Below are 22,592 nucleotides of genomic sequence, written 5' to 3'. Positions count from 1 at the left end.
CGATGTGGCCGGACGCGCCCCGGGCGCCTATATGGCCGACGCTCCCTCCGCCGCCCGCGAGTCGCGCCCATGTCCTATGTCGCCCGTGATGACCGCCCCGCCGACAAGGCCGACCGCTATGCGGAGGTCGAGACCGAAATCCTGGCCGTGCTGGACGGCGAACCGGATCGTGTCGCGCGCATGGCCACCGTCGCCTCGATGCTGAACGACGCCTTTCCGGCCTTCTTCTGGACGGGCTTCTATGTGGTCGATCCGGCCAAGGGGAATGAGCTGGTCGTCGGCCCCTACCAGGGCACGCTGGGCTGCCTGCGCATCCCCTTCGGCAAGGGCGTCTGCGGCGCGGCGGCCGCCGAGGGGCGCACCCAGGTCGTGCCCGATGTCCACGCCTTCCCCGGCCACATCGCCTGCGACAGCCGCTCGGCCAGTGAGATCGTGGTTCCGGTGTTCGACGCGGACGGGGCGCTGATCGCCGTCTTCGACGTCGACGCGACCGAGACAGGCGCCTTCGACGACGTCGACGCCCGGGCCCTGGAGCAACTGCTGGGCAAGGTCTTCGACTGAGGTCTACAGCCCCTCGAACAGGGCCGTCGACAGATAGCGTTCGGCGAAGCTGGGAATGATCGTCACGATCGTCTTGCCCGCATTCTCCTCCTGCGCCGCCAGGCGGAAGGCCGCGGCCAGCGCCGCCCCCGACGAAATCCCGACCGGCAGGCCCTCAGTGCGCGCCGCCTTGCGGGCGAATTCGAAAGCGTCCTCGTTCGAGACCTGTTCAACGGCGTCGATCACCGAGCGATCGACGATGGCGGGCACGAACCCCGCGCCGATGCCCTGGATCTTGTGCGGGCCGGGCGCTCCGCCCGACAGGACGGGCGAGGCCGTCGGCTCCACCGCCACCAGCCGGATCGACGGCTTCTTGGCCTTCAGCGCCTGGCCCACGCCGGTGATGGTGCCGCCGGTGCCGACGCCGGAGACGATGATGTCCACGGCCCCCTGGGTGTCGTTCCAGATCTCCTCGGCCGTCGTCGCCTTGTGGATCGCGGGATTGGCCAGATTGTCGAACTGCGACGGGCTGACGGCGCCGGGCGTGGTCTCCAGCAGCTCCTGGGCGCGGGCGATGGCGCCCTTCATCCCCTTCTCGGCCGGTGTCAGCTCCAGCTGGGCCCCCAGTAGGGCGAGCATCTTGCGCCGCTCGATGGACATGCTCTCCGGCATGACCAGGATCAGCCGATAGCCCTTGGCCGCCGCCACGAAGGCCAGGGCGATGCCGGTGTTGCCGCTGGTCGGCTCGATCAGCACGGTGTCTGCTCCGATCCTGCCTTCGGCCTCAAGCGCCTCGACCATCGCCACCCCGATCCGGTCCTTGACCGAGGCGATCGGGTTGAAGAACTCCAGCTTGGCCAGGACGGTCGCCCTCGGGGCCAGTTCGGCCGAGAGGCGCGGCAACCTCACGATCGGCGTGTCGCCGATGGTGTCGATGATCGAGTCATAGACCTTTCCGCGTCCCTGGGTGGCTCTGGCGCTGGCGTCATAGGTCATGGGGGAGGTCTCCGGCTTGGGGTCGCTAACAGATAAGCCGCCTGTCCGATCCGCAAGAGGCCTGCGGCGAGGAAAACTGAATGCGGGCGAGAGGATTTCTAAACCTCCTCTCCCGGAAGCCGGGCCTTGTGGACACCGGCGATGCAGCCGAACATGGCCGGGTCGCGTTGTGGGGCGCGCAAGCCCGAACTCTGGAGACGCCCGATGAAGACCCGCCTCGCTCTCGCCGCCCTGCTGACCCTCTCGGCCGCCGGCGCCGGCTGCGCCTATAACGAGGCGCTGGGGCGCAACCAGCTGCTGCTCACCGACAACGCCGCCTTGACCACCCAGGCGACCGCCGCCTGGAACGAAATGCTTCGCACCCAGACGGTGTCCACCGATCGCGCCCAGCTGGAGCGGGTGCGTCGGGTCGGCGGCCGGCTCGTTCAGGCCGCGGGCCTCGCCAACCGGACCTGGGACTACGCCGTCTTCGTAGAGACCAGCCCCAACGCCTTCGTCCTGCCGTCCGGCCATATCGGCGTGACGACCGGACTGCTGAACCTGGTCAAGAACGACGACCAGTTGGCCGCCGTGATCGGCCACGAGATCGGCCACGTCGTCGCCAGCCACGCTGCGGAACGCCAGTCGTCCCAGGCCCTGACCGGCCTGGGCCTGCAGGTCGCGTCCGGCGTCGCGGGATCGCGTGGCCAGCAGGTGGGTCAGTGGGGCGGCCTGGCGGCCCAGTTCGGCCTGCTGCTGCCCTATTCGCGCCAGCACGAGCTGGAGGCCGACCGTCTGGGCGTCGACTATATGGCGAGCGCGGGCTGGAAACCGTCCGAAGCGGTGGCCCTGTGGCGGCTGATGTCCAGCCAGCGTCAGAGCCAGCTGCCGCAGATCGCCTCCACCCACCCGTCCGACCAGACGCGCATCGACGCCCTGAACGCCTACATCGCCCAGCGCTACCCGGGCTGACGGCGGTTAACGGAACCGGGAACGCCGCCTACTCCTCGTCCTCGGCCGGCTCGTCGGGGATGGTCGGCATCTCCACAGACGGTGCGATGACGCGGTAGTCGAGCTGGGCGCCGGGGAAGACCTCCAGCACCGCCTTGACGAAGGGATCGGCCTCGATCTCGGCGCGTTCGTCCGCCTTCTTGCGGCGGTCGATCTCGATCAGGGTTTCGCCCCCGCCCTGACCGTTGGCGGCGACCAGCCAGGTGCGGCCGGTCCAGTCCTTCAGCCGGCCGGCCAGGCGCCGCGCCAGATCGGCCGGGGCTTGCGGTCCGCTCTCATAGACGATGGCGCCCGGCTTGAACGACACCAGCCGCACATGCTGCTGAACGTCCATCTGCAGCTTGATCTCGCGTTTCTCGCCGATCAGGGCGACCACGGCCTCGAAGCTCTGGGGATCGGGAAGGCTGGGCGCCATGACCGGCCGGGCCGCCAACTGCGCCGTCGCGCCGCCCCCGCCTCCGCCCGAGGGACCGCGCCCCCCGCCGCCCGGAGCGCCGCCCGAAGACCCGCCCGGCGCCTGGCCGTCGCGCAGGGCCTTCAGCGCCTCCTCCGGCCCCGGCAGGTCGGCGGCGTAGGCCAGACGGATCAGGGCCATCTCCACCGCATCGGCCGGGCTGGGCGCGCGCCGCACCTCGTCCAGCGCCTTCAGCAGCATCTGCCAGACCCGCGACAGGCCGGCGGCCGACACCGCCGCGCCCAGCGCCGCCAGGGTCGCGGCCTGATCGCCGGGCAGGCGCGTCGCCTGCGGCCCCAGCATCTTGGCGACGGAGGCCGCGTGGCAATGCTCCAGCAGATCATTGGTGACCTGCACCGGATCGGCGCCATATCCGTACAGGGTGCGGAAGGTCTGGATCGCCTCCGCGGTGCGCCCGCCCATCACCTGCTCGAACAGGGCGATGGTCTGGGTCCGGTCGGCCAGGCCCAGCATGTCGCGCACCAGCTCGGTCTTCACCGGCTCTCCGCGCTCGCCCTGCACCAGAGCCTGATCCAGCAGCGACAGGCCGTCGCGCACCGAGCCCTCGGCGGCGCGGGCGATCAGGGCCAGGGCGTCGTCCTCGACCTTCATCCCTTCGCGCGTCGCCACCCGGCCCAGGTGTTCGGCCAGGACCTCCGGCTCGACGCGGCGCAGGTCGAACCGCTGGCAGCGCGACAGGATGGTCACCGGCACCTTGCGGATCTCGGTGGTGGCGAAGATGAACTTGGCGTGCGGCGGCGGCTCCTCCAGGGTCTTCAACAGGGCGTTGAAGGCCTGGTTCGACAGCATGTGCACTTCGTCCAGCACATAGACCTTGTAGCGCGCCTCGACCGGCGCATACCGGACGCTTTCCAGGATGTCGCGGATATCGTTGACGCCGGTGTGCGACGCGGCGTCCATCTCCATGACGTCCATGTGCTGGCCCGCCATGATGGCCGCGTCGTGGACCCCATTCGCCGACAGTTGCAGCGACGGCCGGTCGATGGTCTCCGTTTCGTTGTTCAGCGCGCGCGCCAGCAGCCGCGCCGTCGTCGTCTTGCCGACCCCCCGCACTCCCGTCAGCATGAAGGCGTGGGCGATGCGGCCGGTGGAGAAGGCGTTGGTCAGGGTCCGGACCATGGCCTCCTGGCCGATCAGGTCCTCAAAGGTCTTCGGCCGGTATTTGCGCGCCAGGACGGTGTAGGCCTCGCCCTCGGTCTCGACGGGATCAGCGGCGGGCGCGGGCTTGTCAGTGACTGGCGAGGCGGTCGGGGTCGGGGCGGTTTCGGTCTCAGGCGCCGGGGCCGCCGGAGGCGCGCCGAACATGTCGTCGGTGTTGGGGTCGCGCTCCTCGGCCTCGGGAGCCTCGTCCTCCTCCCAGGGAGGGCCGTCCAGATTCGGGTCGCCGTCGATCATGCCGAAGTCTTACCGTGCGGGTGACGGACGGCGAAGACCTTTCGTCGCCTCTCCCTCCCCTTCGTGGGGAGGGACGGCCGAAGCGCAGCGCAGGCCAGGGTGGGGAAGTACACAGCGCCACAGGCATTCAGGACATCCCCACCCGGATCGCTACGCGATCGTCCCTCCCCATAAAGGGGAGGGAGATGTCCGATCTGGATCAGTCCAGCAGATCGGCCGGCACCTTGCCGCCGTTGGCCGCCAGCTTGGCCAGCACCTGCTTGTGCAGCCAGATGTTCATTGTGGCGCTGTCCGACTTGTCGCCGGTGTAGCCCAGTTCGTCGGCCAGCTCCTTGCGCTCGGCCAGCGAGCTTTCCATCCCGACCAGCTTCATCAGATCGACGATCGAGGTGCGCCAGTTCAGCTTCTGGGGGTTGGCGGCGGCCAGTTCCTCCAGAACGGCCTCGACGTCCACCGGTTCAGCCGCCGGGACCGGGGCCGCTTCGACGGCGGCCGGCGCGGCCGTCGGGGCGGGGGCGGCTTCGGCGGGCTTCTTCTTGCGATTGAAGATGCCGCCGAGAATCTTGCCGAAAATGCTCATGGGGTCGCTCCACATTCGAATGAGGAGGAAACCAGTGGACCGACCTCGGGTTGCGCGCCACCCCGACTTTACGAAGGTTTACACACAGGCTCGCGACGAACGTACTCAAGCCGCGAGGCGCCGCGCGTCGAGCGACAGCGCATCAAGACCGCGCTCAAGTCGCGAGTCCCGGACCTGATCCGGGGCGAGCGTCAGCGCTTCAAAAGAAGAGAGAAGGTGGAGACCGCGACCCGAAGGGGAATTCGTTGTGGCTGCTGCCTTCCGGCCCTGACCAGATTGGCGAAGCCTTCGCCCGCGATCTCCGAGACGGGATATGGCGGCTGGCGCGTCGGGAATCAAGCCCGCCGCACACCCAATACAGCGCGTCAGGCCTCGCCGTCGCAGGCGACCTCGAGCACCCGCCCCTCTTCAGGTTCGTACACCACGGTGACCCTGTCGCATCCGCCGTCGCGCACGCGGGACGCCGGGCGCGGGTGCGACGGGGGCTCGGGCGCGACATCGACGCCCGGCGGGCCTTCGCGACGGAAAAGGCCGACGATTTTTCCGTCCTCCAGCCAATAGGTCCGGCGATAGTGGGTCAGCGGCCGGGCGCCGTGCGGCATCACCACGACCCGTTCCAGGGCCGCGACGCGGGCGCGGTCCGGAAGGACCTTCGACATGTCCGGCAGCGCGCCATCCCCCACCAGGGCCGCCGCGATCAGCAGGAGAGTCATCACCGTTGCCTGACGCTGCGCGAGCGTCGATATGAAGGCCCATGCCCACCTGGACTGTCAACAGCTTCGCCGGAAACCCGCTGGATCGCGCGGGCGAGCTTCGCAACGATCCCGACTGGATCGCCGAACAGAAGGTGCGTGCCGACGCTGTAGCCCTGGCGCTGTGGGAGGGCAGACCCCTGATCGAGGCCCATATCGACGGCCCGCGCCTGGTCTGGCTCGACATGTCCCACGCCCTGAAGCTGGTGACGGACCGCGACCTGTTCCTGGGCCTGTGGAAGGGCGCGCCGGTGTTCGCCGTCGAGTTCGAGGGCGCGCAGGATCCGTCCGACGGCGCGGTGCGCGGCCTGGGCGTGTTTCACGAGATGCGCGAGGCGGCGGCGATCCTGCCGGCGACCGAGGCGGCCATGGCGGGCACGGCCAAGAGCCTGTTCGACTGGCGGCGGCGCCACGGCTTCTGTTCCGCCTGCGGCCAGGCGACGCGCAGCGGCTCGGGCGGCTGGAAACGGGTCTGCGAGGCCTGTCGCACCGAGCATTTCCCGCGCGTCGATCCGGTCACCATCATGCTGCCGGTGTATGAAGGCGGAGACGAACCCCGCTGTCTTCTGGGTCGTCAGGCCGCCTGGCCTCCGGGCCGGATGTCGGCCCTGGCCGGCTTCCTGGAGCCCGGCGAGTCGATCGAGGAAGCCTGCGCCCGCGAGGTGGCCGAGGAGGCCGGGCTGACGGTCACCGCCGTGCGCCACCATTCCAGCCAGCCCTGGCCGTTTCCGTCACAGCTGATGATCGGCCTCATCGCCTCCGTATCCGACGACCAGGCGCGCCCCGATCAGACCGAGCTGGAGTCCGTCGCCTGGCTGACTCGCGCCGAGGCCCGCGCCGTGCTGGACGGCGTCCACCCCGCCATCAAGGCCCCGCCCCCCTTCGCCATCGCCCACACCCTGATCCGGGCCTGGGTCGAGGAAGGGCCTAGGGACTAGGGAATAGGGATTAGAGGCGTCGCAACCGTCTCCTCCCCGCGCCATAGGCGGGGGGAGGTGGATCCGAGCGGAGCGAGGAGACGGAGGGGGTCTTCGGAACTCGTCCTCCAGAGCCCCTCCCCCGCGAAGCGCGCGCCTAGTCCTTCCTGTAAACCCGCACCCCCGTCAGACAGGGGTCGGCCGAACACCCCGCCATGATGCCCTGCACCTGATAGGCGCCGGCGCGCGGGTTATCGAGCACGACCATGGGCGCATCGTCGTCCAGCACGTCAGAACCCACGACGACGCCGTCGGTGTTCCTGACCTCGATGTCGAAGTCCGAGCAGTCCTCGTCGCAGACGCCGGCCACGACATAGACCTTGCCGGCCTCCAGACGGACGATGTCCCCGCGGCTGGATCCGTCCGGAATGGGGTTCTTGAACTCGGCGACGGCCGTCATCCGCCAGCCCTTGTCGTTGAACTCCCTGTCCATGTGGTCGAACAGCATCTCGATCAGGGCGTCGCCGGTCTGGGCGACCGCGGGCGCGGCGAACAGCGCGCCGGCGACGGCGGCCAGGGCGATCAGCGAAGGGGTTTTCATGTCGGGGCTCCTAAAGCCCCGCCACTGAGCCAGAACGGCGGTCGTCACACAAGCGCGCGGGCGCTGTCCAAATCTGACGGGTTATCGACCGACAGCGGCGCCTCGTCGATGAGGGCGGCCCAGATCTGCATCCCCATCTCCAGGGCCCGCAACTGCTCCAGCTTTTCACGGCGTTCCAGCGGCGACGGCGAGGCGTCGCAGAAACGCATCAGCGCCTCGCGCCGATAGCCGTAGACGCCGATGTGCCGCCAGATCGGCGTCTCGCCATACAGGGTCGACCGGGTGAAATACAGGGCGCGGCCGTGGCGCTGCCCCTCGCCCAGGGCCACCACCGCCTTGACCACGTCGGGATTGGACCGGTCGTCCAGTCCGGCCTCGGGCGCGATCAGGGTGGCGATGTCGCAGGACGCCTCCCCATGCAGCAGGGCGGCGCAGGCCGTGGCCAGGCCCGGATCAGCGAACGGCATGTCCCCCTGCACATTGATGACGGCGTCATGCGCTCCGTCCGGATCCACGGCCTCCAGGGCGGCGCGGATGCGGTCGGAGCCTGAGGGCAGTCCCGGATCGGTCAGGACAGCGCGCCCGCCGGCGGCCTGAACCACTTCGACAATCTCCGGATCGCCCGCCGCGACGACGACCGGCAGGCTCGACAAGGCGGCCTGTTCATAGGCCCGCACGATCATGGGCTTGCCGCCGATATCGGCCAGCGGCTTGTTCGGCAGACGGGTCGCCGCCATGCGAGCGGGTATCATTATCAGAGGGTTCATCGCCACACTCGCCGGACTGGGACCGCCACGCGCGTCAAACCGCGCGCGGGCCGGTTGCGAAGGTCGCGCTAGCGTGTAAGAGACGCCCACGCAAGAAATCGTCCGTCCTCCGTCGCCGGAGCCGGGCCATGAGTGACGGGGTGCGATCACACGCATGAGCGGCGATCTGAAGTGGAACAAGATTTTCGGCGCGGCGCTGGGCACGGCGTTCGTGATCCTGGTGGTCAAGACCGGCGCCGAAATGATCTATGAGACGCATGAGCCCGAGAAGATGGGCTATTTCGTCAATGCGCCCGAGGAGGCCGAGGCCGGCGCCGAGGCTCCGGCCCTGCCGGCCGACTGGGGCACGGTCCTGCCGGCCGCCGACATCGCCGCCGGCGAGGCCGCCTTCGCCCGCTGCAAGGCCTGTCACACCATCAATCAGGGCGGAGCCGACGGCATCGGCCCGAATCTGTTCGGCGTGGTCGGCGGCCCGGTCACCCACCGCGCAGGCTTCGCCTATTCGGACGCCATGATCGCCCACAAGGCCGAGGCCCCGAACTGGACCTATGACGCCCTGGATGAATTCATCACCTCCCCGGCGCGCGACGTGCCGGGCACCAAGATGTCCTTCGCCGGTCTGCGCGACGAGACCACGCGCCACAATCTGATCGCCTATCTGCGCAGCCAGGGTTCGGCCGGCTATGCGATCCCGGCGCCCGATCCGGCGCGCCAGCCCGGCGCCGCCCCGGCCGAGGGCGCCGCCCCCGCCGGCGCTGACGCCGCCGTGACCGAAGGCGCTGCGGCTCCGGCCGAAGGCCCCGCCGGCGCGCCCACGACCCAGACCACGCCCGCCGCGCCGCCGGCCGCGACCAGCGCCCCGGCTCCCAAATAGGCGCACTGCAGCGACGAAACTGAAAAGGGCGGCCCTCGGGCCGCCCTTCTTCATTCCGGGGTTACGTCGGCGAGGCCCGTCACGCCCCTCCCCCGTGCATCCCGGCGTAGGCCGCCTGGCGACGTTCACAGCGTCTGCACAAGCGTCTCTCAGGTCGAAATCAGTCAGCCAGTCGCCTGTAGACCGGCGGCGAAAAGCCGTCCGCCGCATATCGCGCTTCGGCGTCCGCCAGGGCTTCCACCACGACCGCGCCGTGGTGGCCCGTCGCGTGGATCAGGCGATCGCCGTCCAGGACCAGGGCCGAATGGCCGGTGAAGCCCGTTTCGCCCTGCGGCGCGAGCCAGACGACCAGATCGCCGCGCCTCGCCTCGGCCCGTCCGATCGCCTCGCCCATCTCCGCCTGACGGTCCGCGTGGCGCGGACAGGCCCGCCCGCAGGCGAACAGGACCGTCTGCACCAGGCCGGAACAATCGGTCATCCGCGACGACCGCGCGCCCAGACCATGGGGGACGCCCAGCAGGCGTTCGGCCACCGCCACGGGATCGGCGTCGAATTCACCGATCGGACGCAGGTCCTCGGCCGACACCCCGGAATAGATGTGATGCACCAGCGCGTTCAACGGCAGGACCGCATTGGTCGCCGCCACGACATGGCTGGCCAGGGGCGCGCCGCGCGCCAGACCCTGAGCCTCGACCCAGCCGACCGTGCCGGTCCGCCGCGCCCGGCCCCAGCAGCGGCCTGCGTCCCGTTCCAGAACGTCGAACGCTTCGCCGAAAAGCAGTTGATCCACGCGCGTCGCCTCGGCGTCGGCGCCGTCGCGGATATCCAGAACCCCTACCCGCCCGTGCATGGCGACGGTCGGGCGATAGGCGGCGGCGGGAATCAGTCCTTCCAGCGCCTGATCGGCCAGGTTCGGCCGGGCGAGCAGAGTGGTCGCATCGAAATCGGGATCGGGCGTCACAGGCTCTGGCGTCAGGAGGACGAAGGGTCCGGTTGAGACGCCATCATCGTCAACAGAGTCGAATCCCGCGTTAACGCCGCGAAACGATTCGCAATTCGCCGATCATTCCTTTGGGGAAAATCGCCGAGACAGCATTTCGAACGCCGCGCGCAGGCCTTGCGCCTCGCCACCCTCGGGCCAGCCGGGGCGGCTTCGCGGGTTCCAGGCGAAGACGTCCAGATGCGCCCAGGCGCCCGTCGTCGGGGCGAATTTCTGCAGAAACAGGGCGGCGGTCACCGACCCCGCCTGGGCCCAGGCGGCCGAATCATTCCTGACGTCGGCGATCTCGCTGTCCAGACTGGCGCGATAGCCGGGCCACAGAGGCATCCGCCACAGGGGGTCGCCCACGTCGCGCGCCGCCGTCAGCATCTCCGCCGCCAGCGCCTCGTCGTCGGTGTAGAGCGGCGGCAGTTCGGGCCCCAGCGCCATCCGCGCAGCTCCGGTCAGGGTGGCGAAATCCAGGGTCAGGTCCGGCTGGTGCTCGCTCGCCCGCGTCAGGACGTCGGCCAGGATCAACCGCCCCTCGGCGTCGGTGTTGCCGATCTCGATGGTCAGCCCCCTGCGGCTGTTCAGGATGTCGCCGGGCCGGAAGGCGTCGGCCGAAACGGCGTTCTCCACCGCCGCGACCAGAACCACCAGCCGCACCGGCAGGGCGGCCTGCATCACCAGCCGCCCCAGGGCCAGCACATGGGCGGCACCGCCCATGTCCTTCTTCATGTTGCGCATGCCGGCGGCCGGCTTCAGGTCCAGCCCCCCGGTGTCGAACACCACCCCCTTGCCGACCAGGGCGACCAAAGGCAGGTCCGCGCGGTCCAGGTTCCAGCCGATCTCGATCACGCGCGGGGCTCTATGCGGGGCGGCGGCGCGGCCGACGGCGTGAACGGCCGGATAGTTTTCGTCCAGCAGGGCGTCGCCCTCGATGACCGCGACCTCGGCGCCGGCGCTTTCCGCGATCTCGCGGGCGATGGTCTCGATCTGCAGGGGGCCCATGTCGGCGGCGGGGGTGTCGACCATCTCCCGCGCCAGGGCGGCGGCGGCGGCGATACGCAGCAGGGGCTCGGGATCGACCGCCTCCGCCACGGCCAGAACGGCCGCATCGCGCTCGGGCCGGGGCTTGTAGCGATCGAAGCGATAGGCTCCCAGGGCGAAGGCCTGGGCCGCGCGGACGGCCGCCTCCCCCGTCACGTCTTCCAGCCGCCAGTTCCCGCCGGGCAGGCGCGCCGCCAGTCCCCGCGCCGACTGGGGATCAAAGGCCGCGCCGACGCCGAACAGGGCCCCTGCCGCCGACCCGTCGTCGCCGGGCAGGATGAGCAGTTGTCCGGCCTTTCCCTCGAACCCGTTGGCGGCGGCCCAGGCGGCCTCCCGCCCCTCCAGCGCCTCCGCCTGGGCCGGCGTGACAAGGCGCACCGGCCGCGCGGCGGACGATGACGCGATCAGAACGGGGGGTCGGCTCATGCGAGCGCCTCCAAGGAGTTGTTAACCATGTCTTGACCGGCGGGGGCCATGCTCGACCGATCGCCTGTCATAGGATCGCCCCATGTCGCGCACCGCCGTCGCCGCCGCAATCCTGTTCTCCAGCCTGTGCACCGGCGCCGCCGGGGCCCAGACCGCGCCCGCCGCCCCCGCGACCGCCCCCGCCCCGCTTCCGACCCCCGCCACGCCCGAACAACGGGCCGCCGCAGAGCGGATGGATCCCCTGACCCGCTCCGTCTTCTGGGCGCGGGAACAGCAGGCGTCGCCGAACGATCCGCTCGCCGGGGTCAAGACAGCCCAGGCCCTGCGCGAACTCGGCCAGTTCGACCAGGCCGCCGCCACCGCACAGGGCGTGCTGATGGCCCAGCCGCGCAACGTCGAGGCGATGCTGGAGGTGGGACGCGCCCACATCGCCCGGGGCCAGGGCTTCTACGGCATCGCGGCCCTGGAACAGGCGCGCGAACTGGCGCCGCAGGACTGGCGGCCCCTGTCCCTGCTCGGCGTGGCCTATCACCAGGTCAAACGCACCGATGACGCGCGCACGGCGTGGAACACGGGCCTGTCCCTTTCGCCGGACAATCCCGAGATCCTCACCAACGCCGCCCTGGCCCAGACCGAGGCGGGCGACGCCGCCGGAGCGGAAACCCTGCTGCGTCGCGCCGCCGCCCAACCCGGCGCCTCGGCCAAGATCCGGCTGAACCTCGCTCTCGTGCTCGGGCTTCAGGGCAAGACGGACGAGGCGGAACGCATCATCCGCCGCGACCTGCCGCCGGAACTGGCCGAGCGCAACCTGGCTTGGCTGAAGGCCCGCACGTCCACGGACGCCAACGCCGCCCCGGCGACGACCCGCACCTGGACGTCCTTGCAGGGCCGGTAGCCCGACGTCGGATCGGAGCGGTTCACCCGACCCCGTCCGGCTTCAGCTTCGATGTGGCGAAGAGGTGCCGGTTCGACGCCTTTTCGATCGTCTTTATCGTCAGGCGCCGCGCTGGGCGTCCGCCAATTCGACCCGCGCGCGCAGATGGGCGTCGCTCGAGACCGCCGACGAGATGGCGTTGAAACGCTCCAGGCCCAGACCTGAGTCCTCCACCGCCTTGGCCATGGCGGCCTGCTGATCGGCCGTGGGGGCGCCGCTGGCAGGTGCGACGGTGCGGATCTCGGCCATGGCGGTCGAGAACTTGGCCACCTCCTCCTCGGACACGCCGGCGGCCACCGACCCGGGCGCCGGATCGGGCGCGGTCACCACGGCGAGGCGGGCGCGCAGGACAGGATCGGAAGACACCTGGCCGCTCAGGGCGTTGAAGGTGGCGATATCCAGCCCGGCCCCGTCGATGGCGGCGGCCATGGCGGCCTGTTGTTCAGCCGTCGGCGCGCCGTTCTGAACGGCGGCGCTGATCTCGCGCACCTTGTTCATGGCGGCGGCGAAGCCTTCCAGCTGGGCGTCGGTCACCGAGGCGGCGGGCGCTGCGGCGTCCTGGGCGACGGCGAGCGTCGGAATCGCCAGGGCGGCGGGCGCCGACAGGAACAGGGACGCGGCGAACAGGGCGGTGGATCGCATGGGGACTCCAGAGTTTCGGGGTCGGGTCGCCCGGCGCAGCCACGCCCGGCGTATCGACGATGTGCACGGCCCACAAGGATTCAGCGGGCCGACGGGAACGCTGCAGGCTGGCGGCGGTTCCGCCACCGATCAAGTCACAAATCCCCACGAAATTGTCATCATGGCGAGCGCGCGACGGTCATGGGCCCGGACATGCGGTTGAAAACGGTTTGCATTTCGCGCCTCCCCGCCTAGGTTCGGTCCGCTCGTGGAGCCTCGTCGCGGCGATCGTCGGCGACGGACACCCAGATTGTTTGAAGAGGCGTCGCGAGGATGATCTGTGCGGTTTGCGGGCAATCGGCGAAGCTGTGGCGCGTGGTCGATGGCTACGCCTACACCGACTGCACGGCCTGCGGGTCAATCGCCATCGACGCCTCCTCGATGAGACAGGTGGACGAAGGGCGCTTCCCTCGGAACTATGATCCGACCTATTGGGCCAAGGAGGATCGGGCGGCGCGGGCGCGATCCTGGGGATCATCGCTGGCCCGGGTGGCGGAGACGGTGCTCTACTGTCGGCGGCCCATTCGCCGCTTCCTCGACATCGGCAGCGGACCGGGCCATCTGCTGGACGCCCTCAGCGCCTATCTGCCGACCCGTGCGGAAAGCCACTTCCTGGCCGTCGAGAAATTCCCGCCCGACACGCACACCTCCCACCCCGGCTATCTGGTCGGCGAGGTCTGCGATCTGGACGCGCCGGTCGACGCCGGCATCTGCGTGGAGGTGGTCGAACACCTGACTCCGACCCAGTTCGACAACATCGTGCGTCAGTTGGCGAGCCGGTCGTCGCCGGGCTCCCTTTTCCTCTTCAACACCGGCCTGCCGGACTATGTGAAGAACGAGGATCCGAACTACATCGATCCCTTGGGCCGGGGGCATATCGTGTCCTGGGGCTGGCCGGCCCTGACCGACATCTTCGGCCGCCACGGCTTCACCGTCTTTCCGGTCGCCGGCAAGAGCTTCGCCTTCGTCGCCGAACATCAGTCCTCGGACCCCACGCCGATGCGGGACCGCATCTGGTCGCCTCCGGCCGAGAACCGTGAGCTGCTGCGTGATCCGCAGATGGGCGAGGTGCTTTACATGCTCGGCCTCGAAAGCGCCCGCGCCTACGGCTGACGCCACCGTGCGGGGCGACAGGGCGGCCTTTCGTCAGGCGGTCGCCGCGCCTATCTTCGGCGGATGATCGACGATCTCTACAGCGGGCGCATCCTGGCGCTGGCGGCGAACATGCCGCGCGTCGGACGGCTGGACCCGCCCTTTCCCGCATTGGGCTGGCCCGGCACAGGTGAACAGGTCGCCAAGCTGTGCGGATCCAGGGCGACCATCGACGTCATGCTGGACCTCTGGGCGACCACGATCACCGACTACGCCCAGGATGTGAAGGCCTGCGCCCTCGGTCAGGCGGCGGCGGCGGTCCTCGGCCGCGACATCGTCGGCGCCACGGTCGCCGAGGTTCGCCGGGCGCGCGCCGAGATGGTCGATATGCTGAAAAACGGCGGCGAGGGTCCGACCGGCCGTTTCGAGGGCCTGCGCGACCTGCAGCCCGTGGCCGCCTACCCCGCCCGCCATGCCTCGACCCTGGTCGCCCTGGACGCCGCGGTGAAGGCGATCGAGGCGGCGTCAGAGGAGTGGGAGCCGCCCTGCATCCTGGCGACAGAGGGCGGCTGAGCCGCCGCGGGGGCGCCGAAGACCGGGACTGAGGTTGCCGTGGCGCACGGGCCGGGAGATAAGCGCCCCGATATGGCATCCGGCCCGAACCTGTATGAACGCGGCGTCCGCGCGGCCCACCGGGGCTATAAGGTCACCCTGTCACCCTTCTTCGGCCAGTCGTGCCGTTTCCTGCCGACCTGCTCGGACTATGGGCGCGACGCCCTGATCCAGCACGGACCGGTGCGAGGGGGATGGCTCACCCTGCGCCGGCTCTGTAAATGCCACCCGTTCGGTGGGTCGGGATTTGATCCCGTCCCCCCGCCGACGCCGTAGAATGCGCGGATCGGGCTATGACCCGGTTCCGCCTGCCGAGACCGCCGAAAAAGAACGACCGTCATGATCGACCTGAAATTCCCCGACGGCGCCGTGCGCCAGTATCCCGCCGGCTCGACGGCCCGCGATGTGGCGACCTCCATCTCGCCCTCGCTGGCCAAGAAGGCGGTTCTGGCCGAACTGAACGGCGAGCAGCGCGACATGGGGCGTGTGCTGGAGAGCGGCGGCGACTTCCGACTGATCCTGCGCGACGACCCCGAGGCGCTCTACACCATCCGCCACGACACGGCCCACGTCCTGGCGGAGGCGGTCCAGACCCTGTTTCCGGGCACCCAGGTCACCATCGGCCCGGCGATCGAGGACGGCTTCTACTACGACTTCTACCGCGAGACGCCCTTCTCGACCGACGACTTCGCCGCCATCGAAAAGGAGATGGCCCGCATCGTCGACCGGGACGCGAGATTCGAGCGCGAGGTCTGGGACCGTGACGAGGCCATCGTCTTCTTCGAGGCGCGTGGCGAGAAGTTCAAGGCGGAGCTGATCCGCGACCTGCCCGAGAACGAGACCATCACCCTGTACCGCCAGGGCGACTGGATCGACCTGTGCCGGGGGCCGCACTTCCCCTCGACCAAACACGTCGGCAAGGCGTTCAAGCTGACCAAGCTGGCCGGCGCCTACTGGCGCGGCGATTCGAACCGCGAACAGCTGCAGCGCATCTACGGCACCGCCTGGGCCAGCCAGGCGGACCTGGACGCCTATCTGCTGCGCATCGAGGAGGCCGAGAAGCGCGACCACCGCAAGCTGGGCCGCGCCATGGAGCTCTTCCACATGCAGGAAGAGGGCCGCGGCATGGTCTTCTGGCATCCCAAGGGCTGGGTGCTGTGGCGGGTGCTGGAGGACTATATGCGCCGCCGCCTCACCCGGGCCGGCTATGTCGAGGTCAAGACGCCCCAGGTGCTGGACAAGAGGTTCTGGGAGGCCTCAGGCCACTGGGAGAAATACCGTCCCAACATGTTCGTCTGCGAGACGGTCGAGGGCGAGGTCCTCAGCCTCAAGCCGATGAACTGCCCCGGCCACGTGCAGATCTTCGACCAGGGCCAGCGGTCCTATCGCGAACTGCCCCTGCGCATGGCCGAGTTCGGCGCCTGCCACCGCTATGAGCCCTCAGGTTCGCTGCACGGCCTGATGCGGGTGCGCGGCTTCACCCAGGACGACGCCCACATCTTCTGTCGCGAGGACCAGATCGTCGAGGAGACGGCCGAGTTCATCAAACTGTGCCGCTCGGTCCATTCGGACCTCGGCATGGAGACCGCCTATATCTCGCTGGGCACCCGTCCGGAGACGCGGGCCGGCACGGACGAATTCTGGGACAAGGCCGAGGCCCAGATGCTGGAGGCCGCTCGCGCCGCCGGCTCCGAGCCCGTCATCACCGAGGGCGACGGCGCCTTCTATGCGCCCAAGCTGGACTTCATCGTCAAGGACGCCATCGGCCGCGAATGGACCTGCGGCACGATCCAGCTCGACTATGTCCTGCCCGAACGCCTGAACGCCGAATATGTCGGCGAGGACGGCCAGAAGCACCGGCCGGTCATGCTGCACCGGGCGATCCTGGGCAGCTTCGAACGGTTCATCGGCATCATGATCGAGAACTACGCCGGCGCCTTCCCCCTGTGGCTGGCGCCGGTCCAGGCCGTAGTGGCGACCATCACCTCCGACGCCGACGGCTACGCCGAGGATGTCGCCGCAAAGTTCCGCGCGGCGGGCCTGCGTGTCGAGACCGACCTGCGCAACGAGAAGATCAACTACAAGATCCGCGAACACTCGGTCGGCAAGATCCCCGCCATCGCCGTCGTCGGCCGGAAAGAGGCCGAAGAGGGCAAGGTCGCCATCCGTCGCCTCGGCTCCCAGGCCCAGACCATCGTCACGGTCGAGGAAGCCATCGCCCTGCTGACCGAGGAAGCGACCCCTCCGGACCTGCGCACGGCGTAGGGCCTGTCCTCGCCGCCGCCATCCTCGCTGCAAAGGCGAGCCTGACGGCGGCAGTCCAGGGTCGTGGGTCTGTTGTCCCTAGGCCCTCCGCCGGATCAGCGCCCAGACCGTCACCGCCACTGGCGCGGCCAGCAGCAGGGCGCCGATCCCGTCCCACGCCCCGTCGTCCAGAAGGGCCCCGACCAGGCCGATCAGGCTGGCCGCCGCCACGACCAGCGGCAGGGCGAAGATCGCCCAAAGCGACAGGTCGCGCGCCTTGCCCTTCCCGTCACCGCTCACGCCTTGCGCCTCCGCCGGGCGATCCAGAGGTACAGTCCCGAGCCCAGGATCACGATCGTCGCCACATCGAGGATCGCCCACAGTATCTTCAGCGGCAGGCCGCCGTAGTCGCCGAAATGAAGGGGCTGGGACAGGGACAGGGTCTTCACATACCAGGGCGTCTCCGCCACGACCGACAGTTCTCCCGTCCGCGCATCGATCAGGGCGGGGGTCGTCAGATGGGCGGTCAGGGGCGTGTCGCCGTGAAAGAACACCGCATAGTGGTTGTCGGTCGAATAGGTCGAACCCGGAAAGGCGACGAACTGCAGGGTCATCCCCGGTAGAGCCTGTTTCGCCCTCTCCACCGCCGCATCCAGCGAGCTGCGCTCGGTGAGCGAGACCGGCCCGTCATAGGCGGCCGTCAGTTCCCTCAGCGCCGTATCCTTCCAGTAGGCGATGATCGGCACGGCCAGGGTGTTGACCACCCCGGTCACGCCCACGACCAGCACCCAGGCCGCCGTCACAACGCCCAGCAGGTTGTGATAGTCGAGCCAGCGCGTCCGCGCCGCCTTCGACGCCCGGACCGTCCCGAACGGCAGACGCCGCATGAAGGGCGCATACAGCACCACGCCCGACACCAGGGCCGCGACCAGCATCAGCCCCATCAGCCCCAGGAACAGCATCCCCGCCAGACCGAGAAACATGTCGGTGTGCAGCTGGAGAATGAACTCCATGACCGGATGGCCGGCGACCGGCGGGGCGGCCTCCCCGCTGATCTGTTCGATCGGCTGAAAGGTGTATCTGTCTTCGGGTCCCCCGGCGTCGACCGTGGTGACGTTCACCACCGGACGGTCCTCGTCGAAGCTCATGAATCGGGGCACGCCTCCGGGGTGGCGCGACAGGGCCACGGCCAGCACCTGATCCAGGTTCAGGCGGGCGCCGTCCGCCTGCATCGGCCGCTCGTCATGGCCCAGCAGCAGGTCGTCGATCTCATGGGTGAAGACCAGCGGCAGGCCGGTCAGGCACAGCATCAGTAGGAACAGGGTCGAGACCAGGCTGAACCAGGTGTGGACCCAGGACCAGGCGCGGAGCGTCGAAGCCTTCATCCGACGTCAGAAATCAGCCGAGACCGAAAACAGCAAGGTCCGGGGCGCGCCGAGGGTCAGATAGTTGGCGCCGGGGTATCCCCCCGTCGCCGCCCAGTAGTCCTCGTCCGCCACGTTCTCGACCCGGGCGCGGAATGTGACCTCGTGGCCCGAGATCGCCGTCGCATAGCGGGCGCCGACGTCCATTCGGGTCCAGGCGTCGATATGGGCGGCGCCGGCCGTATCGATCGGCTGTTCGCCGGTGTGAACCACACGGCCCTCGACCGTCAGCCCCTGAACGGCGGGCACGTCCCACTCGATATTCAGATTGGTCTGGAAGTCCGGCACCCCGATGGGCTGGCGGCCCGTCCCGGCCGTCCGGACCAGTTCGCCGTCCAGCCAGGTCGCCCCGCCCAGCACCCGCAGGCCCGGCGCGATCTCGCCATGGGCGTTGACTTCGAGCCCGCTGTTCTCCTGCTCGCCGTCGGCGGTGAAGCGGTTGTTGACGATCAGGGCGCTGGGCTGGGTCGTGCGGAACAGGCTGGCCGTCCCGCCCCAGCGACCCGCGTCATACTTGACCCCGACCTCGCCCTGCTTCGCGCGGAATGGCGACAGGACCTCTCCGGCGTTGACGACCGGCACGCCGCCCGAGACGGCCGGGGCCGTCTGGCCCGGCTGAAGCGCCTCGGCGTAGTTGGCGTACAGCGACACCTGCGGCGTCGCCTTGAACACAAGGCCGAAGGCGGGCGTCGTCGCCTCGCCCGAATAGCCCGAGGCGAAGGCGCCGGAGTTGTAGTCGTAGGTGCGGGTCTCGATCTTCTGCCAGCGCACGCCGATCGTGGCCAGCAGACGGCCGTCCATAAAGGACAACATGTCGGCCACGGCGACGCTGGTGTTCTCGACCCGCTCGGTCACGTTCGGATCGTCCAGATCGCCGCCGATGAAGAAGTCGGCGGCGGGCATGGTCGCCGCGACCGGGTTGTCCAGCGTTCCCGCCGAGAAGCCGGCGAAGCTGGAGAAGGCGTAGGCGTTGCGCGACGACGACCGCACGGTCGAGGCCGAGGCCACCAGGCGATGGCCGACGGCTCCGGTCGTCACCTGCCCCCGGATCCCGACGTCGGCGGCGAAGACGCGGTCCTCGCGGGCGTTGTCGAACCGATAGGCCGACAGGGCGCCGGTCGCGGTCGCCGAAGGATTGGCCAGGACGTTCTCCTCGCGCCCGTCGCGACCGCCCACGGCGGCCCAGGCGGTGACGTCGGGCGTCAGGTCGAACTCGCCGCGCGCCACGCCGAACAGCTGGCGCTCGTCCGTATAGGTCCAGGGCTGGGCGAAGTTCACATCGCCCGACGGCGCGGCCGGCACGACGCCCGACGGCGTCACGCTGGGCCGGGGGGCGTCGATGCGGTGATCCTGAAAGCCGAGATCGGCCGAGAAGCGGGCGCGCTCGCCGCGACGGTCGACGCCCAGACCTAGCACGGTCAGTTGGCGATCCTGACCGTCCACCGACGATTCGCCGTCGCGACGGGCCAGATTGGCGCGCACGCCCCACTGGTCGTCGGCGAAGCGACGGGCGACATCCCCGGCCAGATAGAGTTCGCCGCCGCCTTCCAGACCCGCGGTGACGCGCGTCAGACCGCCCGAGGGCGCCCGCTTGGGCATCAGGTTGATCGCCCCGCCGACGCCGCTTCCGCCCGGGGTGGCGCCGTTCAGGAAGGCGCTGGCGCCGTGCAGAACCTCGACCCGCTCCAGGAACTCCGACGCCACGAACTGCCGCGGCAGGACGCCGTAGACGCCGTTATAGCTCATGTCGTCCGAATAGATCGGGAAGCCCCGGACGACGTACAGCTCCTGGAAGTTGCCGAACCCCTTGGAGACGCGGACCACCGGATCGTTCTGCAGCACGTCGGCGACGCTGCGGGCCTGCTGGTTACGCGCCAGGGCCTCGGTATAGGCGGTCACGCTGAACGGCGTGTCCATGTCGTCCAGGGCGCCGAACAGGCCGACGCGGGCGCCCCGCGCCACCTGACCGCCCGGCCCGGGCGGCGGCAGATCGACCTGCGACCCGCTGACCACCACGTCCTCGACCCGGTCAACCTGCTGCGCCTGGGCCAGCCCGGCCGATGACAGGGCCGCCACGGCGACGGAGGACGACAGGACGAAACGGCGAAAAAGGGACAAGACGCACCCAAGAATGAGAATGCGTCGCACTACATCCGCGACAGGTCCGCCGCAACCCTTGTTCGCAGTTCACGATGCCGCAGCGCGGCCCCAAGGCTCCGGCTTCCGCCACGCTCAAGCTGCGAGCGATAGCGCGACAACCCGCACTCAAGCAGCGAGGCGCCGCGCGCCGAGCGATAGCGCCCAGAAACACGCTCAAGCAGCGAGACGCCGCGCGTCGAGCGGTAGCGCCCGAAGGCCGCCTCGCGGCCTTCGCTAAATATGTATCGCGTGCCCCAGCGCCCGCAGCGACGCCTCATGGAACGCCTCGCCCAGGGTCGGGTGGACGTGGATGGTCCCCGCGACGTCCTCCAGCACCGCCCCCATCTCCAGCATCTGGGCGAAGCTGTTGGACAGTTCGGCGACGTGCTGGCCGACGGCCTGGACGCCCAGCAGGCGGTGGTCCGATTTCGACGCCAGCACCCGCACAAAGCCCCCGTCCTCGCCCGCCTCGATGGCCAGGGCGCGGCCGATGGCGGCCAGGGGGAAGACGGCGGTGATCACGTCGTTGCGGCCTTTCACATCGTCCGGGCCGAGACCCGCCGAGACGATCTCCGGCTCGGTGAAACAGACGGCGGCCACGGTGACCGGATCGAACACCCGGTCCTTGCCCGAGATGATCTCGGCGACGATCTCCCCCTGCCGGCTGCCCTTGTGGGCCAGCATGGGTTCGCCGGTCAGGTCGCCGACGGCCCAGACGTTCTTCATCGAGGTGGCGCAGCGGTTGTCGGTCTTCACGAACGGCCCGGCCATGGCCACGCCCATGTTCTCCAGCCCCCAGCCCTTCGTCCGGGGACGGCGGCCGACGGTGACCAGCACCTTGTCGGCGTCCAGTTGCAGGGGCTCGCCGTCCCGGCTCGTGACGTTCAGTTTTCCGTCGCCGAACCCGCCCGCGCGGGCGCCGAGGTACAGTTCAACGCCATGCGTCTCCAGCCACTTCATGACCGGATCGGTCAGGGCCTTGTCGTAGAGGGGCAGGATGCGGTCGGCCATCTCGACGATGGCCACTTCGGCTCCGAGTTTCCGATAGGCGATGCCCAGCTCCAGCCCGATATAGCCGCCGCCGACCACGACCAGCTTCTTCGGCACGGACGGCAGGCTCAGCGCCTCGGTCGAGGAGATGACGTCGCCGCCGAACGGCAGGAAGGGCAGTTCGACTGGCTCGGACCCCGTGGCCAGGATGACGTGTTCGGCGGTGATGCGGATGTCACCGTCATCGGTCCTGACCGTACAGGTCTTGGCGTCGCTGAACGTCGCCCAGCCCTTGATGACCTTGACCCTGGCCTTCTTCAGCAGGGCCGCGACCCCGGCGTTCAGCTTTCTGACGATCCCGTCCTTCCAGGCGACGGTCTTGGAAAGGTCGATGGCCGGCTCCGACGCCGTGATCCCCAGCGTCCCGTCCCCGGCCGCCTTGGCCACCGTCTCGAACTTCGACGCCGCGTGGATGATGGCCTTGGAGGGAATACAGCCGACGTTCAGACAGGTCCCGCCCAGACCGTCGCCGCCGTCCACAAGCACGGTGTCCAGCCCCAGCTGACCGCACCTGATACCTGCCACGTAGCCGCCGGTGCCGGCGCCGATGATCAGGACTTTGGTTTTGATCTGCTGCATAAGATTTTCTCGATGCGAATGAGGCGACGTCATGGATGAGGGGCCAGTAGTTTTCGACCCGTCGAACGAACCCTATTTAGGCCGTCACTCGGTACTCGTTTTTGACAACATGATCTCGGCTGCGATGGGTGCTCATGAAGTGATTGCGCGCTCGACCCATCGAGGCGATTTGTCGAGACTGCAGATCGCCGCCACCCAGATCGTTCCTCATGCTCTTTCGCTGGCCTTGGCCATCCGAGAGCTCGTCCGGCAAGGTTATCTCTTGGCCGCAGAGGTGCTGATGCGCCCTCTTCTGGAGCGTGTCGCAGTAATCAGCTATTTGGCTGAGCACGAAGAAAAGATCGCTCTCTGGGAGGCTGGTTGGCCCTTGACGTGACCCCCTGAAACTCCTCCAGGAATAGCTAGAGTCCGCCCCTCGAAAGGACGGACAGAATGAAGCGGTCACGGTTCACGGAAGAGCAGATCATCGGGATCCTGCGGGAGCAGGAGGCCGGT

At 69.2% G+C, this 22,592-nt stretch carries 23 protein-coding genes and 1 other RNA gene; 10 read left to right on the top strand and 14 right to left on the bottom strand.

Going from position 1 to position 22,592, the window contains the following annotated elements; translation table 11 throughout:
- Window positions 1-69 precede the first annotated feature (69 nt).
- Window positions 70-561, top strand: a complete 492-nt coding sequence (locus ACO2Q1_RS12640) for a GAF domain-containing protein (RefSeq protein WP_423329830.1) — start codon at window positions 70-72, stop codon at window positions 559-561.
- Window positions 562-564: 3 nt separating this feature from the next.
- Here ACO2Q1_RS12640 and cysK read toward each other — a convergent pair whose 3' ends face one another.
- Window positions 565-1,536: a cysteine synthase A gene (gene cysK, locus ACO2Q1_RS12635; RefSeq protein WP_423329829.1), complete on the bottom strand. Its 972-nt coding sequence runs from the start codon at window positions 1,534-1,536 to the stop codon at window positions 565-567.
- Between the two features lie 204 nt (window positions 1,537-1,740).
- Between cysK and ACO2Q1_RS12630 the strand changes: the two genes are divergently transcribed.
- Complete coding sequence (locus ACO2Q1_RS12630) at window positions 1,741-2,487, top strand: M48 family metallopeptidase (protein WP_423329828.1); 747 nt, start codon at window positions 1,741-1,743, stop codon at window positions 2,485-2,487.
- A 28-nt stretch (window positions 2,488-2,515) separates the two neighbouring features.
- On the opposite strand, the gene ACO2Q1_RS12625 is transcribed toward ACO2Q1_RS12630, so the two are convergent.
- The 4 genes from ACO2Q1_RS12625 to ACO2Q1_RS12610 all read right to left on the bottom strand — a co-directional run bounded on the left by ACO2Q1_RS12625 (window position 2,516) and on the right by ACO2Q1_RS12610 (window position 5,689).
- Window positions 2,516-4,396, bottom strand: coding sequence for a DNA polymerase III subunit gamma/tau (locus ACO2Q1_RS12625; protein ID WP_423329827.1), 1,881 nt, complete (start codon window positions 4,394-4,396; stop codon window positions 2,516-2,518).
- A 199-nt stretch (window positions 4,397-4,595) separates the two neighbouring features.
- The gene (locus ACO2Q1_RS12620; protein WP_423329826.1) at window positions 4,596-4,976 is read right to left on the bottom strand and encodes a DUF3597 domain-containing protein; all 381 of its coding nucleotides are present in this window, start codon (window positions 4,974-4,976) and stop codon (window positions 4,596-4,598) included.
- Between the two features lie 212 nt (window positions 4,977-5,188).
- Window positions 5,189-5,282, bottom strand: an RNA gene (ffs, locus tag ACO2Q1_RS12615) — signal recognition particle sRNA small type.
- Between the two features lie 59 nt (window positions 5,283-5,341).
- Entirely contained in the window at window positions 5,342-5,689 is a 348-nt protein-coding gene (locus tag ACO2Q1_RS12610; protein ID WP_423329825.1) for a hypothetical protein, read from the bottom strand.
- Window positions 5,690-5,730: 41 nt separating this feature from the next.
- Here ACO2Q1_RS12610 and nudC point away from each other — a divergent pair, with 41 nt between their 5' ends.
- Window positions 5,731-6,666 carry an NAD(+) diphosphatase gene (nudC, locus tag ACO2Q1_RS12605; RefSeq protein ID WP_423329824.1) on the top strand — a complete coding sequence of 312 codons (936 nt, stop codon included), beginning with the start codon at window positions 5,731-5,733 and terminating at the stop codon, window positions 6,664-6,666.
- A gap of 136 nt (window positions 6,667-6,802) precedes the next feature.
- On the opposite strand, the gene ACO2Q1_RS12600 is transcribed toward nudC, so the two are convergent.
- Window positions 6,803-7,246 carry a hypothetical protein gene (locus ACO2Q1_RS12600; protein WP_423329823.1) on the bottom strand — a complete coding sequence of 148 codons (444 nt, stop codon included), beginning with the start codon at window positions 7,244-7,246 and terminating at the stop codon, window positions 6,803-6,805.
- 44 nt (window positions 7,247-7,290) lie between these two features.
- Entirely contained in the window at window positions 7,291-8,013 is a 723-nt protein-coding gene (locus ACO2Q1_RS12595) for a 3-deoxy-manno-octulosonate cytidylyltransferase (protein ID WP_423329822.1), read from the bottom strand.
- Window positions 8,014-8,167: 154 nt separating this feature from the next.
- Between ACO2Q1_RS12595 and ACO2Q1_RS12590 the strand changes: the two genes are divergently transcribed.
- Window positions 8,168-8,887 carry a c-type cytochrome gene (locus ACO2Q1_RS12590; protein WP_423329821.1) on the top strand — a complete coding sequence of 240 codons (720 nt, stop codon included), beginning with the start codon at window positions 8,168-8,170 and terminating at the stop codon, window positions 8,885-8,887.
- Window positions 8,888-9,047: 160 nt separating this feature from the next.
- On the opposite strand, the gene ACO2Q1_RS12585 is transcribed toward ACO2Q1_RS12590, so the two are convergent.
- The gene (locus tag ACO2Q1_RS12585; protein ID WP_423329820.1) at window positions 9,048-9,848 is read right to left on the bottom strand and encodes an NlpC/P60 family protein; all 801 of its coding nucleotides are present in this window, start codon (window positions 9,846-9,848) and stop codon (window positions 9,048-9,050) included.
- 102 nt (window positions 9,849-9,950) lie between these two features.
- The gene (locus tag ACO2Q1_RS12580) at window positions 9,951-11,342 is read right to left on the bottom strand and encodes a leucyl aminopeptidase family protein (protein ID WP_423329819.1); all 1,392 of its coding nucleotides are present in this window, start codon (window positions 11,340-11,342) and stop codon (window positions 9,951-9,953) included.
- 82 nt (window positions 11,343-11,424) lie between these two features.
- On the opposite strand from ACO2Q1_RS12580, the gene ACO2Q1_RS12575 reads away from it, so the two are divergent.
- Entirely contained in the window at window positions 11,425-12,237 is an 813-nt protein-coding gene (locus tag ACO2Q1_RS12575) for a tetratricopeptide repeat protein (protein WP_423329818.1), read from the top strand.
- Between the two features lie 99 nt (window positions 12,238-12,336).
- Here the strand turns inward: ACO2Q1_RS12575 and ACO2Q1_RS12570 are convergent, their stop codons facing one another.
- Entirely contained in the window at window positions 12,337-12,918 is a 582-nt protein-coding gene (locus ACO2Q1_RS12570) for a DUF4168 domain-containing protein (protein ID WP_423329817.1), read from the bottom strand.
- 312 nt (window positions 12,919-13,230) lie between these two features.
- Here ACO2Q1_RS12570 and ACO2Q1_RS12565 point away from each other — a divergent pair, with 312 nt between their 5' ends.
- The 4 genes from ACO2Q1_RS12565 to thrS all read left to right on the top strand — a co-directional run bounded on the left by ACO2Q1_RS12565 (window position 13,231) and on the right by thrS (window position 16,926).
- Window positions 13,231-14,070 carry a methyltransferase domain-containing protein gene (locus tag ACO2Q1_RS12565; RefSeq protein ID WP_423329816.1) on the top strand — a complete coding sequence of 280 codons (840 nt, stop codon included), beginning with the start codon at window positions 13,231-13,233 and terminating at the stop codon, window positions 14,068-14,070.
- Between the two features lie 63 nt (window positions 14,071-14,133).
- Window positions 14,134-14,622: an iron-sulfur cluster assembly scaffold protein gene (locus ACO2Q1_RS12560; protein ID WP_423329815.1), complete on the top strand. Its 489-nt coding sequence runs from the start codon at window positions 14,134-14,136 to the stop codon at window positions 14,620-14,622.
- Between the two features lie 72 nt (window positions 14,623-14,694).
- A complete protein-coding gene (gene yidD, locus ACO2Q1_RS12555) occupies window positions 14,695-14,937 on the top strand; it encodes a membrane protein insertion efficiency factor YidD (RefSeq protein ID WP_423329814.1) in 243 nt (80 codons plus the stop codon).
- 63 nt (window positions 14,938-15,000) lie between these two features.
- Complete coding sequence (thrS, locus tag ACO2Q1_RS12550) at window positions 15,001-16,926, top strand: threonine--tRNA ligase (protein WP_423329813.1); 1,926 nt, start codon at window positions 15,001-15,003, stop codon at window positions 16,924-16,926.
- Between the two features lie 78 nt (window positions 16,927-17,004).
- On the opposite strand, the gene ACO2Q1_RS12545 is transcribed toward thrS, so the two are convergent.
- From ACO2Q1_RS12545 to lpdA, 4 genes are all read right to left on the bottom strand, one after another.
- A complete protein-coding gene (locus ACO2Q1_RS12545) occupies window positions 17,005-17,205 on the bottom strand; it encodes a hypothetical protein (RefSeq protein ID WP_423329812.1) in 201 nt (66 codons plus the stop codon).
- Entirely contained in the window at window positions 17,202-18,290 is a 1,089-nt protein-coding gene (locus ACO2Q1_RS12540; protein WP_423329811.1) for a PepSY-associated TM helix domain-containing protein, read from the bottom strand. The genes ACO2Q1_RS12545 and ACO2Q1_RS12540 overlap by 4 nt, the downstream gene beginning before the upstream one ends.
- A gap of 6 nt (window positions 18,291-18,296) precedes the next feature.
- Window positions 18,297-20,447: a TonB-dependent receptor gene (locus tag ACO2Q1_RS12535; RefSeq protein WP_423329810.1), complete on the bottom strand. Its 2,151-nt coding sequence runs from the start codon at window positions 20,445-20,447 to the stop codon at window positions 18,297-18,299.
- A 255-nt stretch (window positions 20,448-20,702) separates the two neighbouring features.
- Window positions 20,703-22,097, bottom strand: a complete 1,395-nt coding sequence (lpdA, locus tag ACO2Q1_RS12530; RefSeq protein WP_423329809.1) for a dihydrolipoyl dehydrogenase — start codon at window positions 22,095-22,097, stop codon at window positions 20,703-20,705.
- Between the two features lie 31 nt (window positions 22,098-22,128).
- Between lpdA and ACO2Q1_RS12525 the strand changes: the two genes are divergently transcribed.
- A complete protein-coding gene (locus ACO2Q1_RS12525; protein WP_423329808.1) occupies window positions 22,129-22,473 on the top strand; it encodes a DUF5677 domain-containing protein in 345 nt (114 codons plus the stop codon).
- Window positions 22,474-22,592 lie beyond the last annotated feature (119 nt).

This window comes from Brevundimonas sp. VNH65 (assembly GCF_049445955.1).
Classification (GTDB): domain Bacteria; phylum Pseudomonadota; class Alphaproteobacteria; order Caulobacterales; family Caulobacteraceae; genus Brevundimonas.
Note: the sequence above shows the minus strand (reverse complement) of the source record. Positions and strands in the feature narration are given on the sequence as shown.